Source organism: Streptomyces sp. NPDC046931 (assembly GCF_040644655.1).
Taxonomy (GTDB): domain Bacteria; phylum Actinomycetota; class Actinomycetes; order Streptomycetales; family Streptomycetaceae; genus Streptomyces.
Genome location: NZ_JBEYWX010000004.1, coordinates 61810 through 87690 on the forward strand (window position 1 = coordinate 61810; position 25881 = coordinate 87690).

The following is a 25881-nucleotide window of genomic DNA, read 5'->3' on the forward strand; positions in this document are numbered from 1 at the left end:
AGACCACCCGCACGCCTCGCCGCCACTCTCAGACCACCCGCACGCCTCGCCGCCACACTCCGGTGACGAGCGGCACGCCAGGCCGGTAGGCCAGGTGGACATGGCTCGGGGCGTCGAGGAGGGCCAGGTCCGCGTACGCGCCCGGGGTGAGGCGGCCGATGTCCGTGCGGCGCAGGGCCTCGGCGCCGCCCGCCGTGGCCGACCAGACGGCCTCGTCCGGGGTCATCCCCATGTCCCGTACGGCCAGCGCGACGCAGAACGGGACCGAGGACGTGAAGGACGAACCCGGGTTGCAGTCGGTGGACAGGGCCACCGTGACGCCCGCGTCGAGCAGCCGGCGGGCGTCGGGCCACTGAGCGCGGGTGGAGAACTCGGCGCCCGGCAGAAGCGTGGCGACCGTACGGCTGTTGGCCAGCGCGTCGACGTCGGCGTCCGTCAGGTGGGTGCAGTGGTCCGCGCTGGCCGCGTCGAGTTCGACGGCGAGCTGCACACCGGGGCCGTACGACAGCTGGTTGGCGTGGATGCGCGGGTGCAGGCCCTTCGCCCTGCCCGCGGTGAGGATCGCGCGGGCCTGGTCGCCGTCGAAGGCGCCCTTCTCGCAGAAGACGTCGATCCACCGGGCGTACGGGGCACAGGCGTCGAGCATCTCACCGGTGACCAGGGCCACGTACGCGGCGGGGTCCCCGGCGAAGTCCGGGGAGACGATGTGGGCGCCGAGGTAGGTGACCTCGTCCGTGTGCTGGGACGCGATGCGCAGGGACCGTGCCTCGTCCTCGACGGTGAGGCCGTAGCCGGACTTCGTCTCGAAGGTGGTGGTGCCCTGGCGGAGGGCCTCGGTGAGGTAGCGCACCAGGCCGGCCTCCAGCTCCGCGTCCGATGCGGCCCGAGTCGCCGCCACCGTCGTGCGGATGCCGCCCGCCGAGTAGCCGCGGCCCGACATACGGGCGTTGAACTCCTCGGTGCGGTCGCCCGCGAAGACCAGGTGCGAGTGGGAGTCCACGAAGCCCGGGATCACCGCCCGGGCGCCGGCGTCGACCCGGTTGTCGGTGGCGGGTGCTTTGCTTGACTCACCGATCCACGCGACCCGGTCGCCGTCGATGACGACGGCCGCGTCCCGGATCAGTCCGAGTGGGGAGTGGTCGCCGAGGGAGGGGTCGTTGGTGACCAGGCTGGCGATGTTGGTGATGACCGTGCTGCTGCTCATGGGTTCCTCGTGGGTGGCCGGGCCGGTGGTGGGCGTCAGGCGCGCAGGGCTTCGACGGCGTCCGCCAGCGCCCGCGGCACATCCGGTACGCGTGTGTGCGCCCCGTCGCGCACGACGTGCCGTCCGCCCACGACCGTATGGCGCACATCCGCCGCCGTCGCGGCGAATACGGCCGTCTCGGCGCCCAGCCGCGGCAGCGGGCCCGCGGTCCTGACCGAGTCGAGCGCGATCGTCGTGAAGTCGGCGGGCGCGCCGGCCTCCAGGACCCCCGCTCCCTCCCAGCCGAGTGCGGCGTGCCCGTCGGCGGAGGCGGCCCGCAGCAGCGCCGCCGCCGTCCAGTGGCCGCGTGTACGGGTGCGCAGCCGCTCGTTCAGCTCCATGGCGCGTGCCTCCTCGAACAGGTCGATGACGGCATGGCTGTCGGAGCCCAGCGAGAGCGGGGAGCCGGCCGCCTGGAGGGACTTGGCCGGGCCGATGCCGTCCGCGAGGTCCCGCTCGGTGGTCGGGCACATACAGGTTCCGGTGGAGGTGGAGCCGATCAGCCGGATGTCCTCGTCCGTGAGGTGGGTGTTGTGGACGCCGGTGGTGCGCGGCCCGAGGACACCGTGGTCGGCGAGGAGCTGCGTCGGGGTGCGGCCGTGGGCCTCCAGGCAGGCGTTGTTCTCCGCCGTCTGCTCGGACAGGTGGACATGCAGCGGGGCCCGCCGCTCCTCGGCCCAGCGCGCCACCGTCGCCAACTGCGCGGCGGGCACGGCGCGTACGGAGTGGACGGCGGCACCGATCCGTGCGTGATCCCGTTCCTTGAGAAGTGAACAGCGTTCGGCCCAGGCCTCGGCGGTGCCGTCGGAGAAGCGGAGCTGATGGGCGTTGGGCGGCTGTCCGAAGCCGGAGGAGAGATAGGCGGTGTCGAGGAGGGTGATGCGGATGCCGGCCTCGGCGGCGGCGTCGACTAGGGCCTCGCCCATGGCGTTGGGGTCGGCGTACGGGGTGCCGTCCGGGGCGTGGTGGACGTAGTGGAACTCGCCGACCGCCGTGACACCGGCGAGCGCCATCTCCGCGTACACGGCGCGGGCGAGCGCGTGGTACGTCTGGGGAGTCAGCCGGTCGGCGAACGAGTACATGACCTCCCGCCAGGTCCAGAAGGTGCCGGAGCCGACCTGGACCGTGGAGCGCAGGGCGCGGTGGAAGGCGTGCGAGTGGGCGTTGGCGAGCCCGGGCAGGGTGAGCCCGCGCAGGATCTCGGCGCCGGGCGGCGGGGTGTCGGCGCCCCTGCGGAGCGAGGTGATGCGGCCGTCGGCGACCTCCAGGGCGACGCCCGGCTCGACGGCGGGGTCGAGCCAGGCGTGTTCCAGCCAGTACGTCTGCGTCACCTGCGGACCAGCCCTTCCAGTACGTCGGCGAGTGCGGTCACCCCGGCCAGGCAGTCGTCCTCGGCGGCGTACTCGGCCGGGGAGTGGGAGACGCCTGTGGGGTTGCGCACGAACAGCATGGCGCTCGGGATGCTCCCGGAGAGGATTCCGGCGTCGTGTCCGGCGCCGGTACCCAGGACGGGGACGGTCAGCCCCGGATCCCGGTCCTTGCCGAGGATGCGGGCGAGTTCGTCGCGCAGGGCGTGGTCGAACTCGACGACGGGCGTGAAGGACTCACGGACGACGTCGAGGTCGACGCCATGGGCCTCCGCGTACTCACGGGCGGCCTTCTCGACACCGCCGACCACGGCGTCCAGGCTCGTCTGGTCGGCGGCCCGGGAGTCGAGCCAGCCGCGCACGAGGGAGGGGATGGCGTTGACGCCGTTCGGCTCCACGGCGATCTTGCCGAAGGTGGCGACGGCACCGGCGAGTTCGGCTTCCCGGCGGGCGGCGAGGACGGTTTCGGCGTACGACAGCATGGGGTCGCGGCGGTCGGCGAGCCGGGTCGTCCCCGCGTGGTTGGCCTCGCCGCGGAAGTCGAACCGCCACCGCCCGTGCGGCCAGATCGCGCTGGCGATGCCCACGGGGTCACCGCTCAGGTCCAGGGCCCGCCCCTGCTCGACATGCAGTTCGACGAACGCTCCGATACGGCCGAGCCGTTCGGGGTCGGGCCCGATGGCGTCGGGGTCGTATCCGGCGGCCTCCATGGCCCGCGGCAGCGTGATCCCGTCGCCGTCGGTGAGCCGGTGGGCCTGCTCGACGGTGAGCTGCCCGGCGGTCAGCCGCGATCCGACACAGGCGAGACCGAACCGGGCGCCCTCCTCGTCCCCGAAGTTGACGATGGCGAAGGGCTTGCCGAACTCGACACCCCGTGCCCGCAGTTCGTCCAGGGCGGCGAAGGAGGACACGACCCCGAGGGGCCCGTCGAAGGCGCCGCCGTCGGGCACGGAGTCCAGATGCGACCCGGTCACCACGGCGTCCCCGGCGGTGGGGTCCCCGAGCCAGGCCCACTGGTTGCCGTTCCGGTCCACCTCGTGGACGAGCCCCCGGGTCCGGGCCTGCTCCTCGAACCAGGCACGGCACTCGGCGTCGGCACCGGTCCAGGCGAAGCGGCGGTAACCGCCGGAGCCGGGGTGCCGGCCGATGGGTGCCAGCTCCCGCCACATCTCGTGGAAGGAGCTGCCGGGCAGGGGCCGGGGGGCGCCGCCCCCGTCCCGTCCGCGTTCTGCGTGCGTCACGCGTCGTCACCTTCACGCATCGGAACCCGCACGCCCCGCTCGCCGGCCACCGACTCCGCGATGTCGTACCCGGCGTCGACATGCCGGATGACGCCCATGCCGGGGTCGTTCGTGAGCACACGGCGGATCTTCTCGCCGGCGAGCTGCGTGCCGTCGGCCACCGTCACCTGCCCGGCGTGGATGGACCGGCCCATGCCGACCCCGCCGCCGTGGTGGATGGACACCCACGACGCACCGGAGGCCACGTTGACCATGGCGTTGAGCAGCGGCCAGTCCGCGATCGCGTCGGAGCCGTCGAGCATCGCCTCGGTCTCGCGGTACGGCGAGGCGACGGAACCGCAGTCGAGGTGGTCGCGTCCGATGACGATCGGCGCGGCCAGCTCCCCGCTCGCCACCATGTCGTTGAACCGCTCACCGGCCTTGTCCCGCTCGCCGTAGCCGAGCCAGCAGATACGGGCGGGCAGGCCCTGGAAGTGGACGCGCTCGCCGGCCATCTTGATCCAGCGCGCGAGGGACTCGTTCTCGGGGAACAGATCGAGGATGGCCCGGTCGGTCTTCGCGATGTCGGCCGGGTCACCGGACAGCGCCGCCCAGCGGAAGGGGCCCTTGCCCTCGCAGAACAGCGGGCGGATATAGGCGGGCACAAAGCCGGGGAAGGCGAACGCGCGCTCGTATCCGGCCAGTTGCGCCTCGCCGCGGATGGAGTTGCCGTAGTCGAAGACCTCCGCGCCGGCGTCCATGAAACCGACCATCGCCTCGACGTGCTTGGCCATCGACTCACGGGCGCGGGTGGTGAAGCCGGCCGGGTCCTTGGCGGCGTAGGAGGCCATGTCCTCGATGGCGACGCCGACCGGCAGGTAGGACAGCGGGTCGTGGGCCGAGGTCTGGTCGGTGACGATGTCGATGGGAGCGCCCATGGCGAGCAGCTGGGGGACGAGTTCGGCGGCGTTGCCGAGGACGCCGATGGACAGCGGCTTGCGCTGGTCGCGCGCCTCGACGGCGAGCTGGAGGGCATGCTCCAGGGAGTCGGCCCGCACATCCAGGTACCGGTGCTCGATACGGCGCTCGATGGCACGCGGGTCGCAGTCGATGCAGAGGGCGACGCCGTCGTTCATCGTCACGGCGAGCGGCTGGGCGCCGCCCATGCCGCCGAGCCCGGCCGTGAGGGTGATGGTTCCGGCCAGCGAACCGCCGAACTTCTTGGCGGCGACGGCGGCGAAGGTCTCGTAGGTGCCCTGGAGGATGCCCTGGGTGCCGATGTAGATCCACGAGCCGGCGGTCATCTGCCCGTACATGGTCAGCCCGAGGGCCTCCAGGCGGCGGAACTCCTCCCAGTTGGCCCAGTCGCCGACGAGGTTGGAGTTGGCGATGAGGACGCGGGGCGCCCACTCGTGGGTCTGCATGACGCCGACCGGACGGCCGGACTGGACGAGCATCGTCTCGTCCTGCTTGAGGGTCTTCAGCGTGCGGACCATGGCGTCGAAGGAGCGCCAGTCGCGCGCGGCCTTGCCGGTGCCACCGTAGACGACCAGCTTGTCGGGGTGCTCGGCGACCTCGGGGTCGAGGTTGTTCTGCAGCATCCGCAGGGCGGCCTCCTGCTGCCATCCCAGGGCGCTCGGTTCCGTGCCGCGGGGCGCTCGGACGGGGCGGGGTCCTGACATGGTCTGCCTCCTGGTGGACGACCGCACGCGGCCGGGTGGGGGGCGCGCGGGGACTGTTGCAGTGGTTATTCATATCCTCGCGTCATGAATAGAGCTAGTCAATACGTTCGTGCGCCAGCGCGGCGGCCGCGGGGGTGTTTGGCTGGAGACAGGGCCGCGCAGAGCGGTACGGGGGAACGGGGGGCGCGGTGAACATGAGGCGCGCCGGGACGGGGGACGCGGTGGACATGAGGCACAGCGGGACGGAACACGAGAACCACCGGAACGGGGACGGGCGCCCCGACGACGTGAACCGGGTGGCCCGCCGGGACGAGGCCGTGCGCAGCGCCGTCGAGCAGGGGCTTCTGGGACCGGACGCGCCCCTCGTCGGCCTGCTGGACGTCGTCGGCATCCGGGAGTCGGCGGCCGCGCTGCGGGCGGCCTTCGACGCGGTGGTCGCGCCCGGCACCCCGGTGCTGCACGCCTTCGCGGTGAAGGCGACCCCGCTGGTCCCGGTGCTGCGGCTGCTGCGGGAGGCGGGCATCGGCGCGGAGGTGGCGAGCCCCGGAGAGCTGGCGCTGGCCCGCGCGGCCGGAGTGGAGCCGGGGCGGACGGTGCTGGACTCGCCCGCCAAGACGACGCCGGAGCTGCGCGAGGCGCTGGCGTTGGGCGTCGCCGTGAACGCGGACAACCCCCAGGAGCTGGACCGCATCGACGCCCTCATGCGGGAGACCAAGACGTCCTCCCCGCTCGGGATGCGGGTGAACCCGCAGGTCGGGGCCGGTGCGATCGACGCGCTGTCCACGGCGACCGCGACCTCCAAGTTCGGGGTTGCGCTGCGTGACGAGGGGGCGCGCGAGTGGCTGATCCGCGCCTATGCCGACCGGCCCTGGCTGACCCGGCTGCACGCGCACTCCGGCTCCCAGGGGGTGCCGCTGTCGCTGATGGCGCGGGGCATCGCGGAGTGCTACGCGCTCGCCGAGGAGATCAACCGGCGGATCGGCCGCCGCCGGATCGACACGATCGACATCGGCGGCGGGCTGCCGGTCAACTTCACGTCGGACACGACGACACCGACGTTCGCGCAGTACGCGCGGCTGCTGGCGGAGGCGGTTCCGGGGCTGTTCGGCGGGCGGTACGGACTGGTCACGGAGTTCGGGCGGTCGCTGCTGGCCAAGCACGGGACCGTGGTGGCGCGAGTGGAGTACACCAAGCGCGCGGGCGGCCGGGCCGTGGCGGTCACGCACGCGGGCGTGCAGGTCGCGACCCGCACGGTGTACGCGCCGGGGTCCTGGCCGCTGCGGATCGCGGCGTACGACGCCAAGGGGCACCCGAAGCAGGGGCCCGCCGTGGTGCAGGACGTGGCCGGGCCGGCGTGCTTCGCGGGCGACCTGCTGGCCCAGGCGCATGCGCTGCCGCTGCTGGAGCCGGGCGACCACGCGGCGGCCCTGGACACCGGGGCGTACTACTTCGCGCATCACTACGCGTACAACTCCCTGGCCCGCCCGGGGGTGTACGGCTACGCGCCGGACGAGGGCGGAGGCATCCGGTTCGCGGTCGTACGGGAGCCGCAGACCGTCGAGGAGATCGTGGCCGAGTCGGGCGGTGGGCGCGTAAGCGCGCTGACGGAACTCTGAGGGGCCCGGGCGCCGCCCGGGACCGGCGGCCCCCTCCAGGCGCATCGCCCGCATACCCGCAGGTCGGCACCGGGGCGCCTCGTCCGCCCCAACCGCCCCGTGAACAAGGTCAGTTGACCCACCTTAGTGTTTCCGCGCATGTTCCACTGGAAAATGCCAGAAGACTCACCCCTCGCGCATACGTTGCGTAGCCTCAGGGTCACTCATCCGTACCAGAGGCGGGAGGGAAGCCAGGGTGCCCGGAATCGACGAGTGCCTGTTGGAAGCCATGCGACTGCCCGGTGCCCGGGGCGCCGCGGTGGTCGACTGGACCAGCGGGCTCGCGCTGGGCACGGTCGGGGACGCGCCCGGCGGTGACCACGAGACGACCGCGGCGGAGGCCGCGGAGCTGGCCCGGCTGGCCGCCGAACACCGCGCGTTCTCCCCGGAGGGCGACGCCGACTGGTCCGACGACGCATGCCCGGTCGAGGACCTGATCATCGCCAACCGGGACAGCTACCACCTGCTGCGGTTCGTCCCGACGACGTTCGACAGCAGCGTCTTCCTGCACCTGTGGCTGGCCCGCACGGAAGGCAACCTCGCCCTCGCCCGCATCCGGCTCGGCGAGATGGCCGGGCGGCTGGTGCTGGGATGACGATGGTCGCGACTCCTCCGCTGCCCATGCGGCAGCGCACGCAGATCCCGAGCGGCGGCCTGTCCCCCATGCTCAGCAGGCTCGCCGCCGAACGGGCCACCGGGGTGCTGATGCGCGAGGGCGGTCTGCTCCATCTGGTCGACGGCCAGGTGGTGTACGCCGAGAGCCCCGCGACACCGGGCCTCGACGCCCTGCTCATCGCGCGCGGCGCGCTCGACGAGGACGGCTGGCGCGAGGCCGTCGCCGAGGCGGGGACACGCCACCGGGTGGGACGGTTCCTGGTCGACAACCGCCTCATCAGTGAAGGCGCCCTGGAACTGTGCCATCTGGGGGCGCTGTACGACGCGGCGTACTTCGTCCTGGGCCCGAGCAGCGCCCCCGCCCGCTTCCGGTACGGCGACGCACACTGGCTGGGCCCCGTGCGCCCGGTCCCGGTGGCCGGGGTGGAGCGCGAGACGCTGCGCCGCCGTGAGCTGCTGCACCGCATCTGGCCCGACCCGGCCACGGACGAGGCCCCTCTCCTGCGCACCGGCCACCCGGCGGGCACAGCGGTCCCGCACCGCCAGGGGGAGGTGCTCGACCGGATCGACGGAGTGCGCACTGCGGCGGACATCTCCCGGGCCCTGGGCCGCCCGGCGTTCCACACGCTGGTCGACGTACGGCGTCTGGCGGCGGCAGGCGCCGTCACGGCCCGCCCGGCGCCGGTCCCGAGCCCGTTCCCTCCCTTCAGCGCGGCCCCGAGCGCCGGCCCGGACGCGGACCCGGGCCCGGTGCCGGGGGTCCTGTCCCCCCCGCACGAGACCCCAAGGCCCGCACCCACCGATCTGTCACCGCCTTTCGCCGACCCCCACATCACGTTGCTGAAGAGGCTGAGGGATGCGCTGGAGGCCCTTTGACCGGCTCGAACGCCAACGCCCCGCCGAGAGGAGACCCCTGATGGACGCGGAGCCCGAGGTCCTCGACGAACTCCGCCGCCTGAGGACCCGCATCCCCCAGCTGACCGGCGCCCTCGCCGCCAGCGTCGACGGACTCGTCCTCGCCCAGGACACCGCCGGCGTCGAGCCGGAGGGTGTCGCCGCGCTCACCGCCGCCGCGCTGGGCGTCGCCATACGGCTGGCGGACGCGACGGGGCAGGGCGACTTCCGCGAACTGCTCGTCCGCGGCGTCCACGGTTACGTCGCCACGTACGCAGCAGGCCGCGGCGCCGTCCTCACCCTGCTCGCCGAGGACCGTGTCAACGTCGGCCGGCTGCATCTGGAGGGCCGCCGCTCCAGCAGCCGTATCGGCGAGCTGATCGACGAGGCCGCCCCGCGGGCCGCACCGCCGCGGGCCCGTACCGCCAGGACCCCAACCGATACCACCGCCAGGTCCGCCCCCTTGCGGACCCGTACCGCGCGCACCCCCGCGAGCCCACGTTCGGCCGCGAACGCGCACACCACCACGGAAAGTTGAAAGGACACACTCACACATGGCCAACACCGAAACCGCGCTGAAAGAGGCGCTCGCCTCCATCGAGGGCGCGACCGGAGTCGCTCTCGTCGACTACACCACCGGTATGGCGCTGGGCACGATGGGCGGCAGCAAGAGCTTCGACCTCACGGTCGCGGCCGCCGGCAACACCGATGTCGTACGGGCCAAGCTGCGCACCATGGAGCACCTCGGGCTCAAGGGCCAGATCGAGGACATCCTGATCACGCTGTCCGACCAGTACCACCTGATCCGGCTGATCACCGGCCGCGGCGGCAACGGTCTGTTCCTGTATCTGGTCCTCGACGCCAAGCGCGCCAACCTGGCGATGGCCCGCCACCAGCTGAGGAAGATCGAGGAGGACCTGGAGGTCTGACCTCCCGGCCCGACCGCTCCCGGCCCGGCTACACCAGCTCCGCGGTACGGCGGCGCGCCCCGCCCGGGGCCGCGTCGCCGGCCGCGATGCCGGTGCTGCGGTAGCCCTTGACCGGTTTGCCGGCGGGGGCGCCGCCGCGGCCGAGCCAGTCGACGCGCACCCACAGCAGTGCGTCGTCGGCGCGCTCGCGGCGGCCGAGCCAGGCGGCCTTCAGCCGCAGCCCGGCGCCCGTTCCGGCAAGCAGCATCCCGCCGGCGGCGGGCACCGCGAAGGAGCCGGCGAGCGCGGCGGCGAAGGCGGCGAGCAGCCACCAGCGGTGGCCGCGCCGCCAGGTCCGGACGGTGACCGCGCGGTCCTGGAGCACGTCGTACTTTCCGGCGCGGGCGGCGCCACGAGCCAGAGCGGTGTACCGCTTGCGGCGCGCGTACACGACCACGGCCGCGGCGATGACGAACAGCCCCGCCCCGGCCATGACGCCGATCCGGCGCCCCGTCACTCCGGGTACCAGAACCCCGATACCGGCCGCGAGCACCCCGAACCACCACAGCGGTGCGGCTCCGGCCCGTACGACGACGGCCACCCGTGCAAGTCCCTGACCTCCGCGCGCCACCTCAGCCTCCTGTCTCACCCGGTTCAGCGCCTTGGTGCGCGCAGGCTAACGGGCCAATGTGAGACGAGTCTGAAAAAGCCGGCCTACTCGACGAACAGCCCCCGGGACGCCGCCCGCACGTCGAATTCCTCGAGGCGCGCCTGGGCGTCCGGCAGGTCGTCGCACATCGCCTCGAGCAGGACCCGGCCGAGCAGCATCGGCGCGCAGGCCGTGTCGAAGGCGAGCCCCGTGCCCACGGCGGCCGGCAGCAGCAGGTCCGAGACCTTGGCCACCGGCGCGAAGGCCGAGTCGGCGACCGTGACCACCGTCAGACCCGCCTGCCGGGCGTACCCGAGGGCGTCCACGACCTCGCGCGGATGCCGGGGCAGCGCGAAGCACAGCAGGGCGCTCGCACCGGCCCGTACGGCCGCGTCGATGCGGTCGTTCAGCATCGTGCCGCCCTCGTGGAGCAGCCGTACGTCCGGGTGGACCTTGGCGGCGAAGTACGTGAAGCCGTACGCCTGGGAGGCCGCGGCCCGCAGGCCGAGCACGGGCAGCGGGCGGGACGCGGCGAGGATCCGTCCGGCCTTCTGCACGGGCTGGGGGTCGGCCAGCAGCTCGGCCAGGTGCTTCAGGTTCTCGATCTCGGCCTCGACGGCCTGCTGGTACGCGTTGTACACACGCGGGTCCGAAGTCTGTTCCGCGGGCGCGACCTCGCGCAGGTGCTTGCGCAGCGCCGGGTAGCCGTCGAAGCCGAGGGCGACCGCGAACCGGGTGACCGACGGCTGGCTGACCCCGGCGAGTTCGGCCAGCTCCACGCTGGACAGGAAGGGCACGTCGGCGGCGCGCCGCACCATGCTGTGCGCGATCCGCCGCTGGGTCGGCGTGAGCCGGTGTCCCTCGAAGAGCGCCTGCAACCGTGCCGCAGGACTGTCGGTCACGCTCATTACGTGCTCCCCCTCAAGATGTTCGCGTGCGGCGTTGCGCGTCCGGGGCCCCTGTTCCCGGGTCATGTCCACCTATTCAAACACCAAGAAATCTGCATGGCGATATGCAAGCGGGGGGCATCCGCCGTCGCACGGCGCGCACTCCGGGGCATGAGGACGGATGCTCCGGCTGATGATCAAGCCGCGGTATCGGAGCGGCGATGATCCGACGACGAATCAACCAAGCGCCATCAAACCGGCACTCACAGTGACCACGCGCATGCGTACGGTGCACCTGCGCCGCGTTCAACGCCCCCGGTGAGCGCGGCGCTCCTCCTCGTCCGAGGACCGTACGCCCCTGAGCAAGCGTCATGGTCTTGGAGCGCGGGGCCCTTCCGACGGCCGCGGCCGTGGGCGCACTGTCCGGCGCCCCCGCCGCGCCGCCCGCTCGCGACGCGGCTCCTCACCCGCCGGTCACCGCCCCGGACGCGCTCGCCGAACTGCTGACGGGCAACCGCAGATAAGCCTCCGGCCGGCCCCGCCACCCGCACGAGGAACATGCCCGGCGGCGCGCCCTGGCCGCCGGGCGGCGTCCCTTCGCGGCGGTTCTCGGCTGCATCGACTCCCGGGTGCCGCCCGAGCTGGTCTTCGACCAGGGGCTCGGGGACCTGCTGTGCGTCAGGACGGCCGGCCAGGTCCTCGAGGAGGCGGTGCTCGGCTCCCTCCAGTACGGGGTCGAGGAGCTGCGCATCCCGCTGGTACTCGTGCTCGGCCACGAGCGGTGCGGAGCGGTGGCGGCGACGCTCGACCTCCTCCGCTCGGGTGCGCCGGTGCCCGGCCATCTGCGGCTGCTGGTGACGAGATCGCTCCCGCCGCCCACCGGACCCGGGTGCTGCCAGGCGACTGGCTGGACCACACGGTCCGGGCGCACGCCTCCTGGGTACGCAACGCGATCCGCGCGGACCCGGCCTTCGGGCCGGCGCGGGTGGCGGCGGCACGTTCGATCCCGACACGGGAATGATCTCCCTGCTGCTTGGGGCGGCCCGGCGGCCCGGACGGGAGCCCCGCGGGGTGCTGCCGGCGGACCTCACCCCCAAGAGGGGGGCTTTCCCCAGTGCCGCGGGCGTTCCGGATCCCTAACGTGGTGCGCATGACGGGAATGGATGCGCGGGGCGCCGACCTCGAGAAGGAACTCGACGCCACCCTGCGGGCCCGCAGGGAACTGGGCGAGGAGTACGAGCCGGCGCTGGTCGAGTCGTTCCTCGAGAAGGTCGACCGGCGCATCGACGGCGCGGTCGACCGCCGCCTGCGCAGACACCTGGCCGAGCAGCAGATGGTGGCGGCGCGCGACGCGCGGTCCCCGCAGGCGACGGACTCCTGGGGCGAGCGCTTCGGCTTCGGCATCGTCTCGCTGGTGCTGGCGATACCTCTCTCGGCGATCGGCGGCAGCCTGGGCCATCTGCCGGGCCTGCTGGTCGCCTGGGTGGGCATCGTCGGGGTCAACGCCGTCCAGGCCGCCCGCACCACTCCCGGTCTGTTCCGCCGCCACCGGTCCCCGGGAGCCGACGGCTGGGACGACTGACGGCGGAGGGGACGACTGACGACGGGGGCGGCCGGAAAAGAGATGCGCGGGGACCGCCGCACCCCCGTTGCCGGGGGGCGGGACGACGGCGGTCCCCGCGAGGGACGCGGGCCGGGTCAGGCCGGGCTTGCGCGTCCTTGGCGTCCATGGAGGTCCGGGAGCCGCTCCGGAGGTCCTTGGCGCCGTTTCGGTTGCCGGTCCGGGCGGGGAGCCGCTCCCGCCCTGCCGACACCCACCAATGTGCCGGATGCGTGTTAAGCGGGTGCTGCGCGGACATGACGCGCTCGTACCACTTCCGGAAAGCCCCGCCCCCGGGCGTCACCGCACGTTCGCCGCCGACACGCCCGGTTCACCGGACGTTCTCTACTGCTTTCCGCCCTTGGCCAGGAACGCCAGCAGGTCCTGACGGCTGACCACACCGGTCGGCTTGCCCTCGACGAGGACGATCGCCGCGTCGGCCGTACCCAGCACGGACATCAGATCCTCGACCGGCTCGCCGGAGCCGACCTGCGGCAGCGGCGCCGACATGTGCTTCTCCAGCGGGTCGTCCAGGGAGGCCCGCTTGGTGAACAGCGCGTCCAGCAGCTCGCGCTCCACGACGGAGCCCACGACCTCCGCCGCCATGACGTCGGGGTGACCGGCGCCCGGCTTCACGATCGGCATCTGCGAGACGCCGTACTCGCGCAGCACCTCGATGGCCTGGCCGACCGTCTCGTCGGGGTGCATGTGGACGAGGGAGGGGATGCCGCCCTCCTTGTCGCTCAGCACATCCGCGACGCGGGCGCTCGGGCCGGCGTCCTCCAGGAAACCGTAGTCGGCCATCCACTCGTCGTTGAAGATCTTGCTGAGGTAGCCACGGCCACTGTCCGGCAGCAGCACGACCACGACATCGTCCGGCCCCAGCCGCTCGGCGACCTCCAGCGCGGCCACGACGGCCATGCCGCAGGAGCCGCCGACCAGCAGGCCCTCCTCCTTCGCCAGCCGCCGGGTCATCTGGAAGGAGTCCTTGTCGGACACGGCGACGATCTCGTCGGCGACGGTCCGGTCGTACGCGGACGGCCAGAAGTCCTCACCGACGCCCTCGACGAGATACGGCCGCCCGGAGCCGCCCGAGTACACCGAGCCCTCGGGGTCGGCGCCGATGACCTCCACCCGGCCGTCGCTGACGTCCTTCAGGTAGCGACCGGTACCGGAAATGGTGCCGCCCGTGCCGACGCCCGCGACGAAATGGGTGATCTTCCCCTCCGTCTGCTCCCACAGCTCGGGGCCGGTCGAGTGATAGTGCGAAAGGGGGTTGTTGGGGTTGGAGTACTGGTCCGGCTTCCACGCCCCGGGGATCTCCCGGACGAGCCGGTCGGAGACGTTGTAGTACGAGTCCGGGTGCTCCGGGGCCACCGCCGTCGGGCACACCACCACTTCGGCGCCGTACGCACGCAGAACGTTGATCTTGTCCGTGGAGACCTTGTCGGGGCACACGAAGATGCACTTGTAGCCCTTCTGCTGGGCCACGATCGCGAGTCCGACGCCCGTGTTGCCGCTGGTCGGCTCGACGATCGTGCCGCCGGGCTTGAGCTCGCCGCTCTGCTCGGCCGCCTCGATCATGCGCAGGGCGATGCGGTCCTTCACGGAACCGCCGGGGTTGAAGTACTCGACCTTCGCGAGGACGGTCGCCTGGATCCCGGCGGCCACCCGGTTGAGCCTGACCAGCGGGGTGTTGCCGACCAGGCTGATCATCGAGTCGTGGAATTGCACCGTTGTCTCCGGTTGCTTGCAAAAAAAGTGGTCGTGATGGTCCCGCCAGCGTAAGCGCTCCCGCGCCAGGACGGTCCGCCGTGGACGTCGTGCCAGTTCACGCGCCGTTGAGATTGGACGACGGTGTGTACGGGGCAAGCAGTGGATGTATGGCTTCGAGGAGGTGGCGGCGACGGATGTCGAGCATGTCGAGGGCGAGGGTGGCCCGGCGCATCGCGGCGGGCGCGGCGTACGGCGGCGGCGGAATCGGCCTGGTCGGGGCGGCCGCCGTCGGGCTGCTGCTCGCGGAGGTGCAGCTGGCCAAGCGCCAGGTGGGCAACGGGCACAGCCCCCGGCCGCCGAGCGCGGACGGACTGTACGGACGGGGCTACGCCGGTGTGGACGGACCGCCGCTGAGGCTGATGATGCTCGGTGACTCCACGGCCGCGGGACAGGGCGTGCGCCGCTTTCGCCAGACACCGGGAGCACTGCTGGCCTCGGGACTCGCGGCGGTGGCGGAACGCCCGGTGGAGCTGCGGGTGGTGGCTCTTCCCGGGGCGCAGTCGGACGACCTCGACCGTCAGGTGACGTCGGCGCTGGAGGGCCCGGACCCGGTCCCCGACATCTGCGTGATCATGGTCGGCGCGAACGATGTGACACACCGCATGCCGCCCACGCGCTCGGTGCGCCATCTGTCGGCCGCCGTGCGCCGGCTGCGCACGGCGGGCGCGGAGGTCGTGGTGGGCACCTGCCCCGACCTCGGGACCATCGAGCCCGTCCAGCAGCCGCTGCGCTGGCTGGCCCGCCGGGCCTGCCGTCAGCTGGCCGCGGCGCAGACGATCGGCGTCGTCGAGCAGGGCGGCCGCACGGTGTCGCTGGGCGACCTGCTGGGCCCGGAGTTCGAGGCGAACCCGCGTGAACTCTTCGGCCCCGACAACTACCACCCCTCGGCGGAGGGCTATGCCACGGCGGCGATGGCGGTCCTGCCGACGGTCTGCGCGGCCCTGGGCCTGTGGCCGGCGGAGGAGGAACGCCCCGACGCGTCCCGCCGGGAGGGCTTCCTGCCGGTGGCCCGTGCGGCGGCGGAGGCGGCCTCGGAGGCGGGCACCGAGGTCGCGGCCGCCCTGCCGACGGGCCCCCGGGGCCCCTGGGCCCTCCTCAAGCGGCGTCGCCGCCGGCGTCTGCCGACCCCGGACGCGACCCCGGCCCCGGAGCCGGAACCAACGGCCTGACGGGCCACCGCACCCTCCCGGGGCCCGGCTCGACTGTCCCGGCCCCGGAACGCAGGCTTCCGTGAGGGACCGTCTGCGCCCCCGGCCCCGCGCCCTCTCGAGCGCCCGCGGCCGGAGAAAAGCAAGCGCTTAGAAAAGTGCGGCCGGAGTCACACCCCAACGCCCGTGACCTCCACCCTACGTAGGGGTAACTTCCCCCACAGCCCTGCCTCCCCTCGTGCAATGGAGCCGTGATGCCCGAAGCCGTCATCGTCTCGACCGCCCGCTCTCCCATCGGCCGCGCCTTCAAGGGCTCTCTGAAGGACCTCCGCCCGGACGACCTGACCGCGACGATCATCCAGGCGGCCCTGGACAAGGTCCCCTCGCTGGACCCCAGGGACATCGACGACCTGATGCTCGGCTGCGGCCTCCCGGGCGGCGAGCAGGGGCACAACCTCGGCCGCATCGTCGCCGTGCAGATGGGCATGGACCACCTCCCGGGCTGCACCATCACCCGGTACTGCTCCTCCTCCCTCCAGACCTCCCGCATGGCCCTGCACGCCATCAAGGCCGGCGAGGGCGACGTCTTCATCTCCGCGGGCGTCGAGACGGTCAGCCGCAGCGCCAACGGCACCTCGGACATCCCGGGCACCCACAACCCCCTCTTCGCCGAGGCCGAGGCACGCACCGTCGCCGTCGCCGAGTCCGAGGGCACCGACTGGCACGACCCGCGCGAGGACGGCCTGCTGCCCGACCCGTACATCGCGATGGGCCAGACCGCCGAGAACCTCGCCCGGCTGAAGGGCGTCACCCGCGAGGAGATGGACGAGTTCGGCGTCCGCTCGCAGAACCTCGCCGAGCAGGCCATCGCCAAGGGCTTCTGGGAGCGCGAGATCACCCCGGTGACGCTCCCCGACGGGACGGTCGTCAGCAAGGACGACGGTCCGCGCCCCGGCGTGACCCTGGAGGGCGTGGCCGGCCTGAAGCCCGTCTTCCGCCCCGACGGCCGCGTCACCGCCGGCAACTGCTGCCCGCTGAACGACGGCGCCGCGGCCGTGATCATCATGAGCGACACCAAGGCCCGTGAGCTGGGGCTCACGCCGCTCGCCCGGATCGTCTCCACCGGTGTCTCCGGGCTCTCCCCCGAGATCATGGGCTACGGCCCCGTCGAGGCCAGCAACCAGGCACTGCGGCGGGCCGGCCTCACCATCGACGACATCGACCTCGTCGAGATCAACGAGGCCTTCGCCGCCCAGGTGATCCCTTCCTACCGCGACCTCGGCATCCCGCTGGACAAGCTGAACGTCAACGGCGGTGCCATCGCCATCGGACACCCCTTCGGCATGACCGGCGCCCGTATCACCGGCACGCTGATCAACTCGCTCCAGTGGCACGACAAGCAGTTCGGCCTGGAGACGATGTGCGTCGGCGGCGGCCAGGGCATGGCCATGGTCATCGAGCGCCTGAGCTGACCGCGCCGCACCCCAGCGCCACGGCCCGGAGCCCCTGTTCCCTCAGGGCTCCGGGCCGTTTTGTGATCCAATCTCCCCCAGGATGTGACCTATCTCCCTCCGGAAGAGGTCTATGCAGGTCAGAGCCGCTTCCGGGGGAGGTCTCGACACTCGGTTCTTGTCCGTTTCGTGACGTTACGCACTGACAGCTGGTTAGTCCACCCTTCAAGCTGATGTTAGGAAGTCGGGGGCCGACCTTGAACCGGGAGTACGTCAGTGAGCGCCATGCCGATTGCTCTGCTGCTCACCACGACCGCCACCGCGGGCGTGGGCGTCGCCGTCCTGTGCAGCGTGCGGGCGCTGCGCCGACAGGTCGTGGCCCTGCGCAGCGAGCTCACCGAGAGCCGCGCCGCGCAGGCGCACGGCCTGGTGCCGGCCGCCCGCTCCGCCGCGGACGCGGAGGAGATACGCGCCGCCGTGGCGGAGGCTCTCGCCGAGGAGCGGGAGCGCGAACTGGCCGAGGCGCGTGCCTTCTGGGCCGCCCAGGAGGCCCGGGACATCGCCGACGCCCCCTCCCTGTTCGGCCTGCCCGACAGCGAGCTGTTCCTGCCCCGTCAGTCGGACTTCGCGGGCCTGGAGCACGAAAGCCTGGAGCCGGTGGCAGAACCCTCCCTCGAGGAGAACGAGTTCGTCCGTGGCGCCTCCACGGACGACGGCTTCGCGGGCGACTCACCGGAACTGGCCGCCGCCCGTCGCCGGCACCCCTCGCACCCCGACTTCGTCCCGGCCTCCTCCCCCGTCGTGGGCGACCACGAGCGCACGGTCGCCCGGCTGGAGGAACTGGCCGCCGCCCGTACCGAACTCGCCGACGTGCGCCCGGGCCCGCTGGGGACCCTCGACGTCTACGTCTTCGCGGACGGCACGACGCTGTGCATGACCCCGGGGCACCGCGAGACCGCCGAGCGCCTGGCCGCGGCCGTGACGGCCGGCCATGCCCCGGTCCTGCTCGGCGGCTCGGGCATCTCGGGGGCGTACGCGCTGACGTTCGAGTGCGGCGACGAGAGCGTCTACATCCTGGCGGACCGCGTCATCGCGTCCCTGTGACCACCGCGCCGGGAGTCCACGCCTCAGACTCCGGCGCGTTGCTGGGCCTCCTGCACGAGCGCCACGGCCTGGGCCAGTTCCTCCTCGTCGCCAAGGACGACTGCGAGATCGTGTGCGGCGACCGTGATCTGGTCGGCGGCGGCGAACATGCCCGCGTCCGGCATCTCGCGGGGCTCGGCCGAGGGGTCCTCCAGGAGCTGGGCGCGGCGCGCCAACTCCCTTGCCAGGCCGAGCGCCTCGGCCGCGGCTCCCCGTTGAAGCCGGCTCTGGGGAGCGGCCCGCAGCCGGTCGGCGAAGTGATCCACTGCCCGGGTCAAAGGCGTCGTATCAAGCACGCCGCGAGACTACGCGTCGCCGCGGCACTGTTGCCAACAGGCGAACACTCAGGCACGGTGACCTGAAGGACCGGCTTCATCGAATGCGTCCGGAGGCGCCGATGTCCCAAGTCTTCTCCGAGGAGACCCATCGCAATCTGCTCGCCCGCATCCCCCACTGCACCGGTCGTGAAGTGTCCGACTGGCTTCGCACTGTCGCCGAAGGCCCTGCTCTCTGCTTCGAGGAGAAGGTCAGCTGGCTCCGGCACGAGCACAATCTCGCGTACGGCCACGCCAAAGCGATCATTCACGAGTACGACCTGAGGAGGGCCGCGCGCAAACTCGCCTGAGCGCGCACCACCGAACCGGACACCACACGGCGAAGGGCCCGCGAACCGTGGCTCGCGGGCCCTTCGGCACATCCGGGACGCTCGGGATCCGGCGCCCCGGGCGTGACTAGTCGTTACTGCTGAAGATCGCGACCAGCCGCAGCATCTCCACGTAGATCCACACGAGGGTCATGGTCAGGCCGAACGCGGCCAGCCAGGCCTCCTCGCGCGGCGCACCGTAGGCGATGCCGTCCTCGATCTGCTTGAAGTCGAGGGTCAGGAAGAACGCGCCGAGCAGGATGGCGATGATGCCGACGAGCGCGCCCAGCGGGCCCATGCTGCGCAGCCCGCCGTCGGGGGCGGCGCCGAAGGCGACCAGCAGCAGGTTGACCGCCATCACCAGGACGAACGCGATGGCGATGGCCATGCCGATGCGGGCGTACCGCGCGGTGACACGGATCCAGCCCGCCTTGTAGACGAGCAGGGTGGCGCCGGAGACCGCCATGGTGCCGAGCACCGCCTGGAAGGGCGCGCCGGACCACTGCGAGTTGTACATCTCGCTGATGACACCGAGGAAGACGCCCTCGAAGGCGGCGTATCCCAGGATGAGCGCGGGCGAGGGGGTGCGCTTGAAGGACTGCACCATCGCCAGCACGAACGCGATCAGGGCGGAGCCGATCGCGAGGCCGTAGCTGGTGGACGAGACCGGCAGCAGCACCCAGGCGAGGATCGCGCCGACGGCGACCGTGCCGAGCGTCATCGCCGAGCGCATGACGACGTCGTCCATCGTCATACGGCCGGTGGTGGCCGGGGCCTGCGGCGGGGCGCCGTACTGGGTCTGCTGGGCGTAAGGGTTCTGCGCGTAGGGGTTGCCGCCCGCATACGGGTTCTGCGCGTACGGGTTGCCCTGCGTGCCCACGGGGGCTCCCCCGGCCTGCGGCGCGGTGTTGAAGCCCGCGTAGCCGTTGTCGCGGCTGAACCCCCGTCGCGAGAAGACCGGGTTGCTGCTCCTCATTTCACTCCTCCATGGCCACCCTGCGTGGCCTTGGCTCAAGAGTAATAGGTAGGCAAAGGAATGACCCTAGTGCTTGAGGAGGATCTTTCCCTCGCCCTTGCGCGCAACACGCTACGCACCTCTGTGATTCCCCGCACGGAACCGTCCCATCCATGACCGAGCCGGAACAGAGTCGAGACCGGCCGCTGATCAACCCAGGGACCCTCCATCACCCCGACGGGCGACGCGGGAGTGGGGCGTCCGGGTGACGCCCGAACGGCCGCGACCGCCGTGTGATCGGGGGCACACCGAGACGGTGGCGGCGATGGCCGGCGAGCAGTGCGTACCTGCCATCGGCGGCTTTGGGCGCACTTCGGCGACACGCCCAACCTGTTCGATCACGAGTACGGCACAATCTCGCCGCATCTTGTCGGTCGCGCTCAGGCTTCGCGGGTGTCCCAGCGGCGGAGTCGTGGTACGACGGCGGTGGCTTCGCCACCTCTCGGACGCCAGGCGACGGCGGAATCGGTGCATCCCGGTCTTCCGCCATGGCGCCGTACAAGACACAGGGCCGAACCGGCGACCTGCAGTTCGCTCTCTCCTACGGCGACACGCTGACCTGGATGACGCGCGCTCAGCCGAACACAGCGATGCAGGACGCCAAACCGGCCAGTACCTGTGGAGCGCTTCGACCGGGTGGTGGCCGCGGGCCGTGCCCAGCACCTGGAGATCCTGGCGGCGCTCTCTTACATCCCGCAGTGGGCCGGCGACCCGTCCTGCGCCCGAAACCAGACCTCTCCGCCCGCCGACAGAGCATGATCGGCGGACCGATCGCCCCTGGTGCCGATCGGTCACGCTCCACAGGACCCAGCGAGACGGCGCAGAGTCATCGTCATGCCTGTGGATCCCGGCTGCGCTCATGTCACGGTGGGCTTGCGGGCCAGTATCTGGATCCCCGTGGATTCATGCCCGTTCATGGTGGCCACCGTGATGGTCCGGCTGTCGACGGTTTCGAACCCGGTCAGCAGGGTGGAGAGCCACTCTCGGGAGTGATGGCGGCAGACGGCGCCGTCGCCGGTTTCGAACACGCCATAGGTGCCGTAGTGGTGGGCATAGCGGCTGTAGCGGCTGCGGTTGCGTTCGTCGTCCTGCAACAGGAGGTCGCTCATGTAGAGGACCCCGCCCGGCTTGAGGATGCGGTTCAGCTCGGCGATCAACCGGCGCTGGGCTTCATCACCGGGGACGCAGGTCAGCACGGCGAAGAGCAGGGCCGCGTCGAAGCCGGCGGCCGGGTAGGGCGAGAGCGGTGGTGCATCCAGGACTGCAAAGCGCATGGTGGGATGCAGGTGGCGTGCCCGTTTGATCATTCCTGGCGAGATATCGGCGCCCGTGAGGTTGTCGAAGCCGTGCTGTTCGAGCTCCTCCATGACGCGGCCGTAGCCGCATCCGTAGTCGAGGATCGCGGCGTGCCTGCTGATGCCGTCGAGCCAGGACGGATGGAGCGGGTGGGTGAACGTCTTCGTGGCCACGGCGGCATCCCAGTAGCGAACCTGGCTGTCGAGGTCGGACATGGCGGACGCCTCCCCGGGGACGTGGCTGAAGCCGATCATGCTGCCACGGCGGTGGGACGCTCGACGAGCCGGTCGCGGACTTCGGCCGTTTTACGAACCCGGCACCGCCGCTCGCGGGTGGCGGGGAACACCTCGGCCAGGGCCGTCCAGAAGCCGAGGGCGCCGTCACCGACCGCCGGGACGGGGGCGCGCATGTCCCGGCGGGCGCGGTCCTGCATCAAGTCGCCCCACCGGTCGGCCGATTCGCGGTAGCCGTCGGCGAGGGCGACCAGTTCCCTGGAACCGTCGGCGCGGCCATGCCAGGCACAAGCCGATGCGGGAGGCCGTGAACCAGGTCGGCGGTGCCCTGCGGGAAGGGCAACAGCAACCAGAAGTGCGACCAGCGGGCCACTGTCGAATCGCTCCGACTGTGGCCCGCGCCTTACATCACAAGCGAAGAGGTGCCCGGAACCGGACTTGAACCGGTACGCCCGCGAGGGGCAGCGAGGTTTAAGCTCGCCGTGTCTGCATTCCACCATCCGGGCAGGCCATGGGCTCCGCATCAAGCGTTCCGAGCCTATCGGGGCGCATCCCCCGAACAGCGGGGCTGCGAAGCGAAGTTGTCTTATTTTATTGAGGTCTGAGGGTGCATCAGCGCCGGGTACAGGCCTCCCGCACTTGCCAATAGCCTTTCGGGCGGCCGTGGGCCGCGTATACGGAATGACGGAATTTCACCGCCCTGAAGGAGGGCGTCGCGAGCGGCCGCGTATGGGCTGACCAACCGCTTTTCGCTCGGGGCGGACTCAGGGGCGGGTGTCATCCCCAGGTATGACACCGGCAGTGACGGTCCGACTGGAGGCTGCCCCGGGAACCGGAACAGCGGCTGACGCCACGCCGCCGACGGGCCGCCAGGATGGGACACATCCCCTTGACCGTCGTCGTCCCGACAGGAGCACCCACCCGTGACCAGCACCCCTCTCGCCGACCGGACCACCGCGGTGGCCGCCCGCGCCACAGATCTGTCGAAGGTCTACGGACAGGGCGAAACCCAGGTGGTGGCCCTGGACCGGGTGACCGTCGACTTCCGGCAGGCCCAGTTCACGGCCATCATGGGGCCGTCGGGCTCCGGCAAGTCGACGCTCATGCACTGCGTCGCCGGCCTCGACTCCTTCTCGTCCGGTTCCGTCCGCATCGGCGACGTCGAACTGGGCTCGCTGAAGGACAAGCAGCTCACCAGGCTGCGCCGGGACAAGATCGGCTTCATCTTCCAGGCGTTCAACCTGCTGCCGACGCTGACCGCGCTGGAGAACATCACCCTGCCGATGGACATCGCGGGCCGCAAGCCGGACAAGGCGTGGCTGGACACCGTGATACAGATGGTCGGCCTCTCGGGGCGGCTGAGCCACCGGCCCGCGCAGCTGTCCGGCGGCCAGCAGCAGCGTGTCGCGGTGGCGCGGGCGCTCGCGTCCAAGCCGGACATCATCTTCGGCGACGAGCCCACCGGAAACCTGGACTCGCGGTCGGGCGCCGAGGTGCTGGGCTTCCTGCGCAACTCCGTGCGGGAGCTGGGGCAGACCGTGGTGATGGTCACGCACGACCCGGTGGCGGCGGCCTACGCGGACCGGGTGATCTTCCTCGCCGACGGCCGGATCGTGGACGAGCTGTACGAGCCGAGCGCGGACGCGGTGCTCGACCGCATGAAGCAGTTCGACGCGAAGGGCCGCACGAGCTGAGGGCCGTGCGGCCCACCTCTGTGCGCCCCGCCCCTGCGCACCTCGCCCCTCTGTACCCCGCCCCCGTGCGCCCCGCCCCCGGACCCTCATCGGCCTGACCGGCCTCGCCCGACTCCCGCCTCCCAGTACTGGAAGAGAAATGTTCCGTACCGCCCTGCGCAATGTGCTCGCGCACAAGGCCAGGCTGCTCATGACCGTCCTCGCCGTGATGCTCGGCGTGGCCTTCGTGTCGGGCACCCTGGTCTTCACCAACACCATCTCGGACGCCTACCAGAAGAGTTCCGCCAAGGGCTTCGACCAGGTCGACGTGGCCATCCGGCCCGAGGGCCGCCAGGACACCGGCGACACCATCGGCAAGGAGCCGAGGCTCACGGGGGCCCTTCTCGACAAGGCCGCCAAGGTGCAGGGCGCCAAGACGGCCATCGGCGTCGTCAGCGGCTTCACCGCCATCGCCGACAAGAACGGCAAGCTCGTCGGCGACGGCTTCCAGTCCCAGGGCGGGAACTACTGGCGGACCGAGGACCCCCGGTATCCGATCGTCAGCGGTCACGCCCCGCAGGGGGCGGCCCAGGTCCTCATCGACTCCAAGACCGCCGAGCGCGCCGGATACAAGGTGGGCGACACGGTGCGGCTGTCGATCGACGGCCCCGTGCTGACCCCGAAGATCACCGGCATCTTCACCACCGACGACGGCAACGTCGCGGCCGGCGGCAGCCTCGCCCTCTTCGACACGGCCACCGCCCAGCGCCTGTTCCACAAGGACGGCTCCTATGACGAGATCGACGTGAAGGCCGCCTCCGGCACCCGCCAGATCGCGCTGCGCAACGCCCTCGACGAGATCCTGCCCAAGGACGCCGCCTCCACCATCACCGGCAAGCAGCTCGCCGACGACCAGGCCCGGCAGATCGCCGACGCGACCAGCAGCATGCGCACCGCCCTGCTGGTCTTCGCGGGCATCGCGCTGTTCGTCGGCACGTTCATCATCGCCAACACCTTCACCATGCTGGTCGCCCAGCGCACCAGGGAGCTGGCGCTGCTGCGTGCGGTCGGCGCCTCCCGCCGGCAGGTCACCCGGTCCGTGCTCATCGAGGCGTTCGCGGTCGGCGCGGTCGCGGCCGTCACCGGTCTGGTGGCCGGCATCGGCGTCGGTGCCGGGCTGCGCTCGCTGATGGGCAGCCTGGGCGGGACGGTTCCGGACGGGCCTCTGGTCATCACCCCGGGCACCGTCGTCACCGCCCTCGCCGTCGGCGTCCTGATCACGATGCTGGCCGCCTGGCTGCCCGGCCGGCGCGCCGCGAAGATCCCGCCGGTCGCAGCGATGAGCAGCGTCCACGCGAAGGCCACCACCAAGTCCCTGGTGGTGCGGAACACGATCGGCGCCCTGTTCGCCGCGGCCGGCATCGCCACCGTGCTGTACGCCACCACGCTCAACAGCTCGGACGGCCAGGCCCCGATGGGTCTCGGCGCGGTCCTTCTCGTCATCGGTGTCTTCGTGCTCACCCCTCTGCTGTCCCGCCCGCTGATAGCGGCCGCCGCGCCCCTGATGAGGGTCTTCGGGATCGCCGGGAAGCTGGCCCGGCAGAACTCGGTGCGCAACCCGCGCCGCACCGCGGCCACCGCCTCGGCCCTGATGATCGGCCTGACCCTGATCACCGGTCTGACGGTGATGGCCGGCAGCCTCCAGAACGCGATCGACAAGATGGCGTCCTCCGCCATCAAGGCGGACTACGTGGTGTCCATGGCGAACCGCAGCGAGCTGTCGCCCGAAGTCGAGAAGACGCTCCGGACGACCGACGGCGTCACCGCGATCAGCCCGCTGCGCAACGCGCCCGCCCGCATCGAGGACGAGACCGAGTACGTGACCGGCGTCAACGGCGCCGCCATCGGCAAGCTGACGGACCTGACGGTCGACGACGGCACGTTCAAGGTCGGCGGCAGCCAGGTCGTCGTGGACGACGAGACCGCCAAGCACCACCACTGGAAGGCGGGTTCGCGGTTCACGGCGGCCTACGAGGACGGCCGGAAGCAGCAGCTGACGGTCACCGGTGTCTACCAGAGCACCGAGATGATGCGCGGCATCATGCTGGACAACGCCGCGCTCACCCCGCACCTGAGCGACCCGGGCGACATGCAGGTCATGGTGAAGATGTCGGACGGCGCCACCGCCTCGGCCAAGAACGCCCTGGAGAAGGCGCTCGGCGACAACCCCGCCATCCAGGTCCAGGACAAGCAGGACATCTCCAACAGCATCGCGCAGATCTTCACCCTGATGCTGAACATGCTCTACGGCCTGCTGGCCATGGCGGTGATCGTCGCCGTCCTCGGGGTCATCAACACCCTGGCCATGTCGGTCTTCGAACGCTCGCAGGAGATCGGAATGCTCCGGGCGATCGGCCTGGACCGCAAGGGCATCAAGCGGATGGTCCGGCTGGAGTCCCTGGTCATCTCGCTGTTCGGCGGGGTCCTCGGCATCGGCCTGGGAGTGTTCTTCGGCTGGGCGGCCGGTGAGCTGCTCGGCACCAAGATGGCGACGTACGAGCTGGTCCTGCCCTGGGGCCGGATGGCCGTCTTCCTCGCCCTGGCGGCGGTGGTCGGCGTCCTGGCCGCCCTGTGGCCGGCCCGGCGGGCGGCCCGCCTGAACATGCTGACGGCGATCAAGTCGGAGTAGCGGCAGGCAGCCACCCCTCACCCAAGGGGTCCCGTTCCTGGGCGGAACGGGACCCCTTCGTCGTACCCTCGGGCGTCTCGCAGGGTCGCGTCCG

24 protein-coding genes, 1 tRNA gene and 1 pseudogene are annotated in these 25881 nt (G+C 71.6%); 14 read left to right on the plus strand and 12 right to left on the minus strand.

Features of this window, described 5'->3' with window-relative positions; genetic code table 11:
• Positions 1-28: 28 nt before the first annotated feature.
• From hutI to hutU, 4 genes are all read right to left on the minus strand, one after another.
• The gene (hutI, locus tag ABZ876_RS10010) at positions 29-1204 is read right to left on the minus strand and encodes an imidazolonepropionase (protein ID WP_361777186.1); all 1176 of its coding nucleotides are present in this window, start codon (positions 1202-1204) and stop codon (positions 29-31) included.
• Positions 1205-1239: 35 nt separating this feature from the next.
• The gene (locus ABZ876_RS10015) at positions 1240-2574 is read right to left on the minus strand and encodes a formimidoylglutamate deiminase (RefSeq protein WP_361777189.1); all 1335 of its coding nucleotides are present in this window, start codon (positions 2572-2574) and stop codon (positions 1240-1242) included.
• Positions 2571-3779: an allantoate amidohydrolase gene (locus ABZ876_RS10020; RefSeq protein WP_361778097.1), complete on the minus strand. Its 1209-nt coding sequence runs from the start codon at positions 3777-3779 to the stop codon at positions 2571-2573. The genes ABZ876_RS10015 and ABZ876_RS10020 overlap by 4 nt, the downstream gene beginning before the upstream one ends.
• 68 nt (positions 3780-3847) lie before the next feature.
• Complete coding sequence (gene hutU / locus ABZ876_RS10025; protein WP_361777192.1) at positions 3848-5512, minus strand: urocanate hydratase; 1665 nt, start codon at positions 5510-5512, stop codon at positions 3848-3850.
• A 227-nt stretch (positions 5513-5739) separates the two neighbouring features.
• Here hutU and ABZ876_RS10030 point away from each other — a divergent pair, with 227 nt between their 5' ends.
• From ABZ876_RS10030 to ABZ876_RS10050, 5 genes are all read left to right on the plus strand, one after another.
• Complete coding sequence (locus ABZ876_RS10030) at positions 5740-7128, plus strand: diaminopimelate decarboxylase (protein ID WP_361777195.1); 1389 nt, start codon at positions 5740-5742, stop codon at positions 7126-7128.
• 235 nt (positions 7129-7363) lie between these two features.
• Complete coding sequence (locus tag ABZ876_RS10035) at positions 7364-7762, plus strand: hypothetical protein (RefSeq protein WP_361777198.1); 399 nt, start codon at positions 7364-7366, stop codon at positions 7760-7762.
• Positions 7759-8658, plus strand: coding sequence for a transcriptional regulator (locus ABZ876_RS10040; RefSeq protein WP_361777201.1), 900 nt, complete (start codon positions 7759-7761; stop codon positions 8656-8658). The genes ABZ876_RS10035 and ABZ876_RS10040 overlap by 4 nt, the downstream gene beginning before the upstream one ends.
• Before the next feature lie 40 nt (positions 8659-8698).
• Positions 8699-9214: a roadblock/LC7 domain-containing protein gene (locus ABZ876_RS10045; protein ID WP_361777204.1), complete on the plus strand. Its 516-nt coding sequence runs from the start codon at positions 8699-8701 to the stop codon at positions 9212-9214.
• A gap of 16 nt (positions 9215-9230) precedes the next feature.
• Positions 9231-9605, plus strand: a complete 375-nt coding sequence (locus ABZ876_RS10050; RefSeq protein WP_361777206.1) for a hypothetical protein — start codon at positions 9231-9233, stop codon at positions 9603-9605.
• Positions 9606-9633: 28 nt separating this feature from the next.
• Here ABZ876_RS10050 and ABZ876_RS10055 read toward each other — a convergent pair whose 3' ends face one another.
• Both ABZ876_RS10055 and ABZ876_RS10060 read right to left on the minus strand, forming a co-directional pair.
• Positions 9634-10215 carry a hypothetical protein gene (locus ABZ876_RS10055; RefSeq protein ID WP_361777209.1) on the minus strand — a complete coding sequence of 194 codons (582 nt, stop codon included), beginning with the start codon at positions 10213-10215 and terminating at the stop codon, positions 9634-9636.
• A gap of 83 nt (positions 10216-10298) precedes the next feature.
• Entirely contained in the window at positions 10299-11141 is an 843-nt protein-coding gene (locus ABZ876_RS10060) for a MurR/RpiR family transcriptional regulator (RefSeq protein WP_361777212.1), read from the minus strand.
• 350 nt (positions 11142-11491) lie between these two features.
• Here ABZ876_RS10060 and ABZ876_RS10065 point away from each other — a divergent pair, with 350 nt between their 5' ends.
• From ABZ876_RS10065 to ABZ876_RS10075, 3 genes are all read left to right on the plus strand, one after another.
• Positions 11492-11644 (plus strand): hypothetical protein, encoded by a 153-nt coding sequence (locus ABZ876_RS10065; RefSeq protein ID WP_361777215.1) that lies wholly within the window; start codon positions 11492-11494, stop codon positions 11642-11644.
• Between the two features lie 105 nt (positions 11645-11749).
• Complete coding sequence (locus tag ABZ876_RS10070; RefSeq protein ID WP_361777218.1) at positions 11750-12274, plus strand: carbonic anhydrase; 525 nt, start codon at positions 11750-11752, stop codon at positions 12272-12274.
• Positions 12275-12279: 5 nt separating this feature from the next.
• Complete coding sequence (locus tag ABZ876_RS10075) at positions 12280-12702, plus strand: hypothetical protein (RefSeq protein WP_361778100.1); 423 nt, start codon at positions 12280-12282, stop codon at positions 12700-12702.
• Between the two features lie 363 nt (positions 12703-13065).
• Here ABZ876_RS10075 and ABZ876_RS10080 read toward each other — a convergent pair whose 3' ends face one another.
• Complete coding sequence (locus ABZ876_RS10080; protein ID WP_361777220.1) at positions 13066-14454, minus strand: cystathionine beta-synthase; 1389 nt, start codon at positions 14452-14454, stop codon at positions 13066-13068.
• 176 nt (positions 14455-14630) lie between these two features.
• Between ABZ876_RS10080 and ABZ876_RS10085 the strand changes: the two genes are divergently transcribed.
• The 3 genes from ABZ876_RS10085 to ABZ876_RS10095 all read left to right on the plus strand — a co-directional run bounded on the left by ABZ876_RS10085 (position 14631) and on the right by ABZ876_RS10095 (position 18199).
• The gene (locus ABZ876_RS10085; RefSeq protein WP_361777223.1) at positions 14631-15665 is read left to right on the plus strand and encodes an SGNH/GDSL hydrolase family protein; all 1035 of its coding nucleotides are present in this window, start codon (positions 14631-14633) and stop codon (positions 15663-15665) included.
• Between the two features lie 233 nt (positions 15666-15898).
• Positions 15899-17116 carry an acetyl-CoA C-acetyltransferase gene (locus ABZ876_RS10090; protein ID WP_361777226.1) on the plus strand — a complete coding sequence of 406 codons (1218 nt, stop codon included), beginning with the start codon at positions 15899-15901 and terminating at the stop codon, positions 17114-17116.
• A gap of 264 nt (positions 17117-17380) precedes the next feature.
• Positions 17381-18199 carry a hypothetical protein gene (locus tag ABZ876_RS10095; protein ID WP_361777229.1) on the plus strand — a complete coding sequence of 273 codons (819 nt, stop codon included), beginning with the start codon at positions 17381-17383 and terminating at the stop codon, positions 18197-18199.
• A gap of 23 nt (positions 18200-18222) precedes the next feature.
• On the opposite strand, the gene ABZ876_RS10100 is transcribed toward ABZ876_RS10095, so the two are convergent.
• Positions 18223-18534: a hypothetical protein gene (locus tag ABZ876_RS10100; RefSeq protein ID WP_361777232.1), complete on the minus strand. Its 312-nt coding sequence runs from the start codon at positions 18532-18534 to the stop codon at positions 18223-18225.
• A gap of 101 nt (positions 18535-18635) precedes the next feature.
• Between ABZ876_RS10100 and ABZ876_RS10105 the strand changes: the two genes are divergently transcribed.
• Complete coding sequence (locus tag ABZ876_RS10105; protein ID WP_361777235.1) at positions 18636-18863, plus strand: DUF4287 domain-containing protein; 228 nt, start codon at positions 18636-18638, stop codon at positions 18861-18863.
• Between the two features lie 106 nt (positions 18864-18969).
• Here ABZ876_RS10105 and ABZ876_RS10110 read toward each other — a convergent pair whose 3' ends face one another.
• From ABZ876_RS10110 to ABZ876_RS10125, 4 genes and pseudogenes are all read right to left on the minus strand, one after another.
• Positions 18970-19857: a Bax inhibitor-1/YccA family protein gene (locus ABZ876_RS10110; protein ID WP_361777238.1), complete on the minus strand. Its 888-nt coding sequence runs from the start codon at positions 19855-19857 to the stop codon at positions 18970-18972.
• An 896-nt stretch (positions 19858-20753) separates the two neighbouring features.
• Positions 20754-21407: a class I SAM-dependent methyltransferase gene (locus ABZ876_RS10115; RefSeq protein ID WP_361777241.1), complete on the minus strand. Its 654-nt coding sequence runs from the start codon at positions 21405-21407 to the stop codon at positions 20754-20756.
• An 89-nt stretch (positions 21408-21496) separates the two neighbouring features.
• Positions 21497-21700: pseudogene (locus ABZ876_RS10120) on the minus strand (transposase); the annotation flags it as partial.
• 148 nt (positions 21701-21848) lie between these two features.
• Positions 21849-21931, minus strand: a tRNA-Leu gene (locus tag ABZ876_RS10125).
• 417 nt (positions 21932-22348) lie between these two features.
• Between ABZ876_RS10125 and ABZ876_RS10130 the strand changes: the two genes are divergently transcribed.
• Together ABZ876_RS10130 and ABZ876_RS10135 are read left to right on the plus strand one after the other, a co-directional pair.
• Positions 22349-23119 (plus strand): ABC transporter ATP-binding protein, encoded by a 771-nt coding sequence (locus tag ABZ876_RS10130; RefSeq protein ID WP_361777244.1) that lies wholly within the window; start codon positions 22349-22351, stop codon positions 23117-23119.
• 139 nt (positions 23120-23258) lie between these two features.
• Complete coding sequence (locus tag ABZ876_RS10135) at positions 23259-25787, plus strand: FtsX-like permease family protein (protein ID WP_361777247.1); 2529 nt, start codon at positions 23259-23261, stop codon at positions 25785-25787.
• Positions 25788-25881 lie beyond the last annotated feature (94 nt).

Bases quoted from the DNA above. Each gene is read 5' to 3' on its own strand.
- hutI (WP_361777186.1), bottom strand. From the start codon at position 1,204: ATGAGCAGCAGCACGGTCATCACCAACATCGCCAGCCTGGTCACCAAC.
- ABZ876_RS10020 (WP_361778097.1), bottom strand. From the start codon at position 3,779: ATGTGGCGGGAGCTGGCACCCATCGGCCGGCACCCCGGCTCCGGCGGT.
- hutU (WP_361777192.1), bottom strand. From the start codon at position 5,512: ATGTCAGGACCCCGCCCCGTCCGAGCGCCCCGCGGCACGGAACCGAGC.
- ABZ876_RS10030 (WP_361777195.1), top strand. From the start codon at position 5,740: ATGAGGCACAGCGGGACGGAACACGAGAACCACCGGAACGGGGACGGG.
- ABZ876_RS10040 (WP_361777201.1), top strand. From the start codon at position 7,759: ATGACGATGGTCGCGACTCCTCCGCTGCCCATGCGGCAGCGCACGCAG.
- ABZ876_RS10045 (WP_361777204.1), top strand. From the start codon at position 8,699: ATGGACGCGGAGCCCGAGGTCCTCGACGAACTCCGCCGCCTGAGGACC.
- ABZ876_RS10050 (WP_361777206.1), top strand. From the start codon at position 9,231: ATGGCCAACACCGAAACCGCGCTGAAAGAGGCGCTCGCCTCCATCGAG.
- ABZ876_RS10060 (WP_361777212.1), bottom strand. From the start codon at position 11,141: ATGAGCGTGACCGACAGTCCTGCGGCACGGTTGCAGGCGCTCTTCGAG.
- ABZ876_RS10065 (WP_361777215.1), top strand. From the start codon at position 11,492: ATGGTCTTGGAGCGCGGGGCCCTTCCGACGGCCGCGGCCGTGGGCGCA.
- ABZ876_RS10075 (WP_361778100.1), top strand. From the start codon at position 12,280: ATGGATGCGCGGGGCGCCGACCTCGAGAAGGAACTCGACGCCACCCTG.
- ABZ876_RS10085 (WP_361777223.1), top strand. From the start codon at position 14,631: ATGTCGAGCATGTCGAGGGCGAGGGTGGCCCGGCGCATCGCGGCGGGC.
- ABZ876_RS10090 (WP_361777226.1), top strand. From the start codon at position 15,899: ATGCCCGAAGCCGTCATCGTCTCGACCGCCCGCTCTCCCATCGGCCGC.
- ABZ876_RS10095 (WP_361777229.1), top strand. From the start codon at position 17,381: ATGCCGATTGCTCTGCTGCTCACCACGACCGCCACCGCGGGCGTGGGC.
- ABZ876_RS10105 (WP_361777235.1), top strand. From the start codon at position 18,636: ATGTCCCAAGTCTTCTCCGAGGAGACCCATCGCAATCTGCTCGCCCGC.
- ABZ876_RS10110 (WP_361777238.1), bottom strand. From the start codon at position 19,857: ATGAGGAGCAGCAACCCGGTCTTCTCGCGACGGGGGTTCAGCCGCGAC.
- ABZ876_RS10115 (WP_361777241.1), bottom strand. From the start codon at position 21,407: ATGTCCGACCTCGACAGCCAGGTTCGCTACTGGGATGCCGCCGTGGCC.
- ABZ876_RS10135 (WP_361777247.1), top strand. From the start codon at position 23,259: ATGTTCCGTACCGCCCTGCGCAATGTGCTCGCGCACAAGGCCAGGCTG.